Raw genomic sequence first — 9,526 nt, 5'->3', positions numbered from 1 at the left:
TGCTGCTGCGGCGTGATTCAGGCTCCGTAGGGAGACCGATCAATGAGCAATCTGTTCTGGCTGACCGACGTGCAAATGGCGCGTCTTGAACCGTTCTTTCCCAAGAGCCATGGTAAACCCCGCGTCGATGATCGGCGCGTTCTGAGTGGGATAATCTTCATCAATCGCAATGGGTTGCGTTGGTGCGATGCGCCCCGAGAGTATGGCCCGCCGAAGACCCCCTACAACCGTTGGAAACGCTGGGGTGACATGGGCATCTTTGCCAGAATGATGGAAGGGCTGGCGTCGGAGGCAGCAGTTCCGAAGACGGTGATGATCGACGCGACCTATCTCAAGGCGCACCGCACGGCTTCGAGCCTGCGGTCGAAAAGGGGGGGGCTGACGACCATGTCTGGACGGCCCCTGATGCGCAAGCTGGGATTATGACGAGCCTGTGCCGAAAGCAGTCATGTCTACGGCCTGTTTGTGCGGCAGAGCCGCCGGCCCAGATGAAGTCCGCAGATCAGGTCCCAATCAAAATTACGCGTTCGATTTGACGCCTTGACCCCCTGGGGTGTCCTGATCCCCGGTTCGACCGGTTTGTCATCTTTCCTCAGTCTCGACGCAGTCATTCTCGCCTGTCTCGGGCTATCATGCGACCCGGGCGGCGAAGACTTCGTTCCGTTGCAAGATCGCCCAAGCGATGCGAGCGGTCTTGTTGGCCTGGGCGACCGCAGCAACCTCCGGCCGCTTGCGCTCCTTGAGCGCCACCAACCATGCCTTGCCAGGATCTCCCTGTCGGGCAAAGCGCATGACAGCGCTGGCGCCAGAGACCAGCAGCCGACGGATATAGCCATCTCCTTGTTTGCTGATGCCCATCTGTCGGTCCTTGCCGCCACTGGAGTTTGCCCTCGGTGTGAGCCCAAGCCAGGCTGCGAACTGACGAGCGGTTCTGAACAGGCTGGCATCCGGCACATTTGCGGCGATGGCGCTGGCCGTGATGGGCCCGATCCCGGGAATGGTCGCAAGCCGACGGCTGGCATCGTTGGTTCGGTGCCAATCGAGGATACGGCCCTCGAGCCTTTCGATCTCATCGACCAGGCAATCCGCCATCCTGATCAGCGTCTGAAGGGCAGCGGTGGCATGTTGAGGCAAAGAGCCCAGCACCTTCTGAAAATGGGTCTTCAGGCTGCTCAACCCTTCCACACCTTGGGCCGCAACCATGCCCAGCTCTGCGAGATGTGCCCTGAGCGCGTTGGTCTGCATCGTCCTCTGCCGCACCAGGAGTTCCCTCGTCTTGTGCAGCATCAGCACCGCCTGTTGATCTTCACTCTTCACCGCCACGAAGCGCATGGTCGGTCGGGTGACCGCTTCGCAAATGGCTTCTGCATCCGAGGCATCGGTCTTGCCGCTTTTCACATAGGGCTTCACGTAAGCCGGGGGCATCAGCCTGACCTCGTGCCCGAGTCCGGCAATCTCGCGCGCCCAGACGTGCGACGATGCGCAGGCTTCCATCCCAACCAGGCAGGGCGACAGGTTGGCAAAGAATGGCGCGACCTCTGCGCGGCGGAGTTTGCGCCGAACACAAACTCTTCCGTCGCCATCGACGCCGTGAACCTGGAACACAGTCTTCGCGAGGTCGAGACCGACCGTCACGATGACATCAGACATGGTAGAACCTCCCTATATTGGAACCCTGATCAGGCGCCATGACAGCGACCCGCGCCACGGTTGGGACAGGGGCCGTCCACCCCATCAAAATTGCAGGCCGAAACACAAAGGGCCAACGGAACCGCGTTCAACGGTTCTGAGCGAGGCGGAGGAGGCTGCGGTCATCGCGTTCCGGCGCCACACGCTTCTACCGCTGGACGACTGTCTCTACGCAATGCAGCCTTCTATCCCGCATCTGACACGGTCAACGCTGCATCAGTGCCTGCAACGAGCCGATATCTCGCGTTTATCGGATGTCGAAGGTGGCAAGCCAAAGCGCCCGAAGTTCAAGACCTACCCCATAGCGTTCTTACATGTAAACTTCGCGCGCTTGACGGATTTTTCCGAGCAACGTATCGCGACGGTGAAATAGTTGTACGGGAGGGAAAGAGTGTCTATTTGCGCAAAGCCTTATCTGCGGCTGGGGCCTCTGCCGGCACTTGCTCCGGGTCCGGCTCCGCGGGCGTTCACGTCGAACAGGCTATGAGCGGCTCTCTGAATAATGCTTGGTCACGTATCGCGGCGGACTACGCACGCCTGTCGTCACCGTTTCGTCCGTGCGACAGGGATCTCCGGCTGTTTCGTCTGGCTATTTCAGGAGCGGCGCAGCGTGTCCTGCTTCTGGGCGTGACGCCGGCGCTTGCTCACCTTGGAACATCGCTTCTTGCGGTCGAGGCCGTCCCGGCCGTTATCTCGGCTATATGGATCGGCGACGGGGCGGATCGTCAGGCCGTTCTGGGCGATTGGCGTTCGCTGCCATGCGCAGAGCGCAGCCGCAGCGCCATCATTGGTGACGGGGCCATTACCGCATGCGATTCCGACCCCATTGATTTGATGCGCGCATGGGTGCGCGTCCTTGAGCCGGGCGGCGTGATTGCCATCCGCTGTTTCTGCACACCAAATGCCGCGGAACCGCTGGAGGCAATCCTCGACGACAAAGATTGTGGTCGGATCGCCGACCTCAACGTGCTGAAGTGGCGGCTTGCGATGCATATCGCTGCGCAGGACCCGGATTTTCGCGTTCGCGTGTCCACGATCCTGTCAGAGTTCAACCGTCTTTTCCCCGATCGCGACCGGTTGCTTGCAACGACCGGGTGGTCACCCGATCAGTTCGACTTCGTGGATCAATATCGTGACAGCCAGGGCGTTCTGCGCTTTCTCCCAGAGACGCGATTGCAAGATTGTCTCGGTCCGCTCGGTTCCGAGATACAGTTTCTGCGCCCAGAAGGTTACCCCTTGGCAGAACGTTGCCCGATCATCGTGTTGCGTAAATCCGAGACAGCCTAGGGATGTCGGCCTGCCAAAGGCGGTGAAGGAAGGAGACAAGCCATGCTGCACCCCCTGCTTCAGACGTCCCCGACAGAGGCTGTCCAAGTCGTCATTATCGGTGGTGGTCCGGGTGGTATCGTCGCGCTGAAAGAGGTGGTCGCCGCAGGCCTGCGCAACGTCACCTTGCTTGAAAAGGCGGACAGCATTGGCGGCCTGTTCGCGCTGGGCTACGACAGCCTGCGCCTGACCTCTTCGGCCCCCATCAGCATGTTTTCCGATTTTCCGATCCCGACTGGTCAGGGCAACCATTTCTGGACCAAGGCGGAAGTCCTGTCCTACTGGTCAGATTACAACGACCATTTCGGCCTTCGTCCTTTCATCCGGCTAAATCAGTCGGTGCAAGGCCTGCGCCCCATGCCCGAAAGCGGTTGGTGCATGGATGTCGAAAGCCATGCCGAGATCCGCGCGGCGGCAGTGATCGTTGCGACCGGAAACAATGTCGCGGCGAACCTGCCAGACTGGCACGGTCAGATCACCGCGATTCCGACGCTGCACTCTGGACCCTATCGCAACCCAGGACCATTTTCAGGCAAGAATGTGGTGATCGTCGGCGGCGGAGAGTCGGCGGCCGACATCACGCTGGAAATCGCCCGGCGTGCCCGGACCTGCGCGATCAGCCTGCGAAATGGTCCCGGCTGGATCGTGCCGCGCCACCGGGGCACGGTAGCCGCGGACCTGTCCACCCATCGTGCATTCTGGACCTTGCCGCCATCGACTGGCCGGATCACCGGCGCCATGCTGTTGCGTGCGGGGCTGGTCGGGCTGATTCATGATGTGGCAACCCTTGGCCCGGCGCGTCGCCGGATCTCGCGGTTGCGAACGTTCAAGAACGGGTTTGGGGATGAACATGCCTATAGCGCCTGACGATTCAATCGCGCGGATCACGGAACTGATCTTTGCTTCTGCTCCCCAGAGGATGGCGGATGTGGTCATCGTGCTTGGTGCCCCGAACGCCACGGCCGCGCACACCGCGGCGGAGATGTTCCACGCCGGGCTGGTGCGGACGATCATCGTCTCCGGTCGGGGCAGAGGATCGGACCATACTGTGCCAGAGTGGCACCTAATGCGCGACGCGCTATTGAATTGGGATGTTCCGCAAGATCATGTTCTGATTGAACCAGATGCAACGAATACGCTGGAAAACATCCAGTTCTCAGGCCGACTGATCGCCGAACGGCTTGGCTGGTCCACGGTGCGGGACGTAGCGCTATGTTGCAAACCGGTCCATGCCCGGCGCGCCCTAATGACGGCGCAAAGCCATTTTCCGCAAGGAGTGAAGATCCGCGTGCATGCCCCGCGCGATGCGGTGGATGTCCAACCCGACACTTGGTGGCAGTCCGAGGCGGGGATTTCACGGGTCATGGCCGAGATGTCGGCAATCGCAGAGTATACTCGCAAGGGCGACCTGCACCTGACCCCGCTAACCGTGCGGGCGCCAAAGGTCCATCTTGTAAGGATCGGTGGCACAGGGATGAGCGCGCTTGCCAATCTGTATTTGGATGCCGGCTGGTCGGTTTCCGGCAGTGACACCGTCGAGGGCGAGACGGTCCAACGACTGCGCGCGCGAGGCGCCATCATCACGGCCAAGGGAATTCCGCCGGGTGTCCGACATGTCGTGCGTAGCCCGGCCATTCCTCCTACGCACGCGGATCTGATCGAGGCGCGGCAAAGCGGTCTCACGGTTCAGACCCGGACAGCGGGGTTGACGGAGTTTCTTTCAGGGCGCGAGGTCATCTCCGTTGCTGGAAGCCATGGAAAATCGACCACTTCCACGATGCTGACCACAATCCTGTCAGCCGCCCTGCCAGACATTGGTTACATGGTAGGCGGTGTTTCAGATGGCCTTGGGCGCATAAACGCGCGTCTGGGCGAGGGGCTTTTCGTCGCGGAAACCTGCGAGGCTTTCCGTGGGTTGGACATGTGGACCCCCGCGCATTGCCTTTTGACGAATATCGACGATGAACACAGCGACCATTACGGTGGCATGGCGTCTTTGCGGACCGCGTTTTCGGCGCTGGTCGCAAGGGTGCCCGAGGATGGCGCGGTGATCCTGTGTGGCGACGATCCCTGGCTGTCCGGGATCGCCTCGCGCAGGGGCGAGTATGTGGTGACCTATGGCATCGGCGACATGAACCGCGTTGCTCCTGCCGATGTCCGCATGGGGCCGGAGGGCAGTGATTTCACGCTGATCATGGATGGAGTGCCCTTGGGCCGGGTCTCGCTGCCAGTTCCGGGTCTGCACAATCTGCTCAATGCGCTGGGCGCCTTGGCGATGGCGGTGTCGCTTGGCATCGACCCCGATCAGGCTTGCGCGGCCCTGTCATCGTTTCGCCCTGTGCAGCGCCGCTGGCAAGAGATCTGCTCGGCGCGGGGCGTGCGCGTCTTTGACGATTTCGCGCACCACCCAACCGAAATCGAAGCCACCCTGATGCTTGCACGCCAAGTTGCTGGCGCGCATGCCGTCCATGCCGTGGTGCAGCCGCAACTGATCAGTCGCGCCACGCGGATGGCGCCCGACTATGCTGCAGCCCTTTCCTTGGCCGACCGGGTCTGGCGATTGCCGCTCGATCATACCGGAGAGGCGGGCGATCCTGAACAGGCCGAACGGGAACTGGACGCGGCTCTTGGCCTCATCCCACGCGTGGTCACCTCTGTCGCCGATCCGCAGGCGTGCGCGGCGGCAGTGGTGGGCGTGCTGCGTCCTGGGGATGTCGTGGTCTGCATGGGGCCCGCCCTGGCCCGACAAAGCGCGGCCCATCTGGCGGCTCGTCTGGACGCAGGTCCTCTTCCGACATCAGAAAGGGACGGTGCCCGCCTCCTCCGCCACGACGCCCCTGATTTGCCCGTGACCCTTTTGCTGGACCGGTTCGATGCCCAGGTTGCAGCGCGGCCAGAGGCCATCTGCGTCGTCAACGAAACTGAAGGCTGGACCTACGCGCGCCTGGACGTCGAAGCCTGCCGAATCGCAAGAGCGCTGGCGGCGTGGCGCATCGGGCCGGGGGATCTTGTCGCGGTGTCCCTGCGCAAGACGCTGTCCTTTGTCGCGATGCTGGTGGGAATTTCAAAGGCAGGGGCTGCCTTCGTTCCGATAGACCCCCGCATGTCACGCGCCGGTATGGGACGAGCTCTGCGCCTCGCCGGCGCAAGACTGACCCTGACCGACGACCCTTGGCGGGCGACGAAGGCAGGGTTTGACGGCGCGATCACCTTGCAGGATCTGCTGGCAGCGGCGGAGTCTCTTCCAGATCGGGCGCCACCGACGGCGCGACCAGATGATCTGGCCTATGGCATCTTTACCTCAGGCTCCACGGGGGTGCCACGACTGGTCGGGGTGGAGCATCGGCAGGTCGTTTCCTTCTTTGACCAAACTCTTGGCAAGATCTTTCTGCCGCAGGATTACAGGTTGGTTCCCTGTCTTGCCTCGATAAGTTTCGACGCAATCATCAACCAGGTCTTCTGCACGCTGTTTCAGGGCGGCACGCTGCTGATGGTCGATGACATCGCCGCCTTGAAGCGGTCCGTACATTTCCAGCGGATCACGCTGCTGGGGATGCCGCCGTCCAATCTGCGGTTGCTGCTGGATATAGCGGATATTCCCGCGACGGTGCACACGCTCATCCTTGGCGGAGAGCCGACACCGCCCGAGCTTTTGCACCGTCTGCGGCAGGTTCCGACATTGCGGCGGGTTTGGAACCTTTATGGGCCCGCAGAGGCGACGTTGGCCGTCTTCTCGGGATCCTTGCTCGATCTGCCTGAGACGGAGACCGGGCCAGACCTTCGTGGCCATGTGATCGGTCACCCACTGGAGGCAGTAGCGATCCGCATCGTCGATAACGACGGCCAACCCGTGGCTTTGGGGCAGGATGGCGTCCTGCTGATCGGCGGTCCAACAGTCGCACGTGGCTATCTCGGAGCGGCGGATTTGACGGCGGAACGCTTTCTTCTCGATCCTGACACGACAGGTCAGCGCTGGTATCGCACCGGCGACATCCTGCGGCAACTATCCGATGGCCGCTATCTCTTTGTTGGCCGAGAAGATGATCAGGTGAAAATCAACGGGGCGCGCATCGAATTGGGCGAAGTCCGCGGGGCGCTTTTGTCCTGCCCCGGCGTCACCGACGCGACGGCGCTTGTCCTGACCGACAAGGATGCGCGCAAAAGCCTGATAGGTTATGTGATTCTGGATGCGGGAACCGACCTTGCCTTCCTGCGGACTTGGCTTCGGCGGCACCATGCGGCCTTGCTGTCGCCACATCGATTGATGGCGCTTGACGCGCTTCCGCTGCAGGTCAATGGCAAGCTAGACCGCCGCGCGCTGATCGACCTTGCTTCGGCCAAGCAGACCCTTACTCAGACTGCGATCGATTTGACGCAGGCCGATGCCGCCGTGCTTGCGATCTGGCGGCGTGTGCTGCGTCGGTCCGACCTTTCGGCGACGGATGATTTCCGAGAGGTGGGCGGGGATTCGCTTATGGCGATGGAAATCCTGCTGGCCGCAGAGACGGAGCTTTCGGTCCCGCTGACCGGCGTGTCGATGGACACGCTGACCACGCCAGCCGCGATGGTCGCGGCTCTGCAGACTGTTCAGCCCCAGCCCGCACCGCCGGATTGCGATCTGTTGCACCGCCAGCGCAAGTATCTGGCAGGTTGGTCAGGTCACGGCAGCCGTCCCGATGCGCTCATCCGCACTCTGCCCGCAAAGCACGACATGGAAGCTGGCCAAGGGCTGTTCTGGGTCTTTCAGGGCGATGCCGAGTTCACCGCACTTCATGCGGCCATGGGGGGGCTGCGAAGCCTGCACGGCATGCGCTCTGGTCACCTGATCATGGACTACACGCCGGAGACGATCGACCGTCTGGCTGAAGCCTATGCCGAAGAGATCTGTGCGATCCAGCCTGCGGGTCCACTTGCACTTGGTGGAAATTGCCAAGGGGCGGTGATTGCGCGCGCCTCGGCTTTCGCGCTTCTTCGGCGTGGGCGCGAAGTGGCCCATCTGATCCTGATGGAACTGTCAAAATTCTACAGATATGACGCGCCGGTCGATCTGATCTTTGGCAGCGACAGCACCGCGAACCCCTTCCGCGATGGGGCTGATCCGTCCCGGTCCTTGGCCGAGGCCTACCCGGATGGCGTTCGGGTGCATTTCGTGACCGGTGCGCATGGAGAGTTCTTCCTGCCCCGGAATGTCGCGTCACTGGCGGCTGTCTTGAACGACATCCAGAAGCGAGACGCCACCGGGCCTTAGGCTGGAGGTTCTGGCGCCCGAGACGCTGCGCGACATGATCCGCACGCATCGGCGGGGGGACTTTCCGGCATTGCCGTAGGTTGGCTTGCAATGTGTTGGTCTGACGGGGGATAAGTTTCTGGGGGATTTCCAACTGATGTGGGACGGCGTGGTGCTGGCTGGGATGGGTGATCTTCTGTGACCACGTTTCGGCTTGGACCTGCACCGGTTTCGTTCCGGTCAGGTACTCATGTTAGGCGGCCCTTTTTTCGAAGGCCACGGGTGATTTCCAGCCGAGGGCAGAGTGTTTTCGGCGTGGGTTGTAGAAGCCGTTGATGTATTCGAAGAGGGCAACTTCGACCTCGCGCCGAGTCTGCCAATTGCGGCGCCAGACCAGTTCGGCCTTCAGTGACTTGAAGAAGCTTTCTACGGCGGAATTGTCGTAGCAATTGCCTTTCCCGCTCATTGATGCCGTCAGCCCGTGTTTGCGCAGAAGCTTCTGGTAGTCATGGGCGCAGTATTGCGAGCCGCGGTCCGTGTGGTGAATGCAGCCTAGCGGTGGTCTGCGGATTGCGGCCGCCATATTGAGAGCGCGCAGAGCGAGGTCCTGCTTCATACGGTTGCTGATCGCCCAGCCGATCACACGCCGTGAAAACAGGTCAAGGATAACAGCCAGATAGACCCACCCTTCACGGGTCCAGACGTAAGTGATGTCCCCGGCCCATTTCTGGTTGGGTCCGCTCGCCGCAAAGTCTTGTCGCAGGAGATTCGGCGCGATGTTGAAGGCGTGGTCGCTGTCGGTGGTGCGCTTGAACTTGCGGCAGCGGATGACCTGAATGCCGTTCTGACACATCAGACGACCCACCCGGCGTTGGCCGACGCGCAGGCCCAACTCATTCAACTCCTCAGTCATGCGAGGTCTGCCGTAGCTGCCCAAGCTTAACCGGTGCTGATCGCGGATGTGGGCCAAGAGCACCATGTCACGCCGCTGGCGATGTGACGGCGGTCGGTGCTTCCAGGCGTGGAGCCCGCGCTCCGTCACACCCATCAGGCGGCACAGGTGACTGCGCGTCAGATTGCCACGATACTCGGCAATGTATTGAAACCTCACGGCTTTTGAGCCGCGAAGAACATCGCCGCTCTCTTTAATACTTCCCTCTCCTCCCGGAGTATGCGGTTCTGTTTGCGCAGCCGTTCGTTCTCGCGCAGAAGCTCTGCGTCCTGTGCGGGCACCTTGGCTTCCTCGGCAATCGCCCGAACCCACTTGCCGAGCGTCGAAAGCCC

General features: G+C 61.7%; 5 protein-coding genes and 2 pseudogenes. 5 read left to right on the top strand and 2 right to left on the bottom strand.

Going from position 1 to position 9,526, the window contains the following annotated elements:
• Positions 1–42: 42 nt before the first annotated feature.
• Positions 43–399 (top strand): annotated as a pseudogene (locus tag AC1Y2B_RS22870) (transposase); the annotation flags it as partial.
• A gap of 231 nt (positions 400–630) precedes the next feature.
• On the opposite strand, the gene AC1Y2B_RS22865 reads toward AC1Y2B_RS22870, so the two are convergent.
• Positions 631–1,650: an IS110 family RNA-guided transposase gene (locus tag AC1Y2B_RS22865; protein ID WP_482255435.1), complete on the bottom strand. Its 1,020-nt coding sequence runs from the start codon at positions 1,648–1,650 to the stop codon at positions 631–633.
• Between the two features lie 109 nt (positions 1,651–1,759).
• Here AC1Y2B_RS22865 and AC1Y2B_RS22860 point away from each other — a divergent pair.
• From AC1Y2B_RS22860 to AC1Y2B_RS22845, 4 genes and pseudogenes are all read left to right on the top strand, one after another.
• Positions 1,760–2,023 (top strand): annotated as a pseudogene (locus AC1Y2B_RS22860) (IS481 family transposase); the annotation flags it as partial.
• A 149-nt stretch (positions 2,024–2,172) separates the two neighbouring features.
• On the top strand, positions 2,173–2,976 hold the full coding sequence (locus tag AC1Y2B_RS22855) for a class I SAM-dependent methyltransferase (RefSeq protein ID WP_482255434.1): 804 nt from the start codon (positions 2,173–2,175) through the stop codon (positions 2,974–2,976).
• A 42-nt stretch (positions 2,977–3,018) separates the two neighbouring features.
• A complete protein-coding gene (locus AC1Y2B_RS22850; protein ID WP_482255433.1) occupies positions 3,019–3,882 on the top strand; it encodes an NAD(P)-binding domain-containing protein in 864 nt (287 codons plus the stop codon).
• Positions 3,866–8,263: an amino acid adenylation domain-containing protein gene (locus AC1Y2B_RS22845; protein WP_482255432.1), complete on the top strand. Its 4,398-nt coding sequence runs from the start codon at positions 3,866–3,868 to the stop codon at positions 8,261–8,263. Before AC1Y2B_RS22850 ends, AC1Y2B_RS22845 begins: the two co-directional genes overlap by 17 nt.
• Before the next feature lie 232 nt (positions 8,264–8,495).
• Here the strand turns inward: AC1Y2B_RS22845 and AC1Y2B_RS22840 are convergent.
• Positions 8,496–9,526 (bottom strand): IS3 family transposase gene (locus tag AC1Y2B_RS22840; RefSeq protein WP_482255431.1). Its coding sequence is split into 2 segments (ribosomal slippage), with 1,032 coding nucleotides annotated over them: positions 8,496–9,379 and positions 9,379–9,526; the frame shifts between segments, so codons are not numbered across the junction. This gene is flagged as partial in the annotation.

The organism is Stagnihabitans sp. (assembly GCF_964946895.1).
This window is presented reverse-complemented; position numbering and strand designations above follow the sequence as displayed.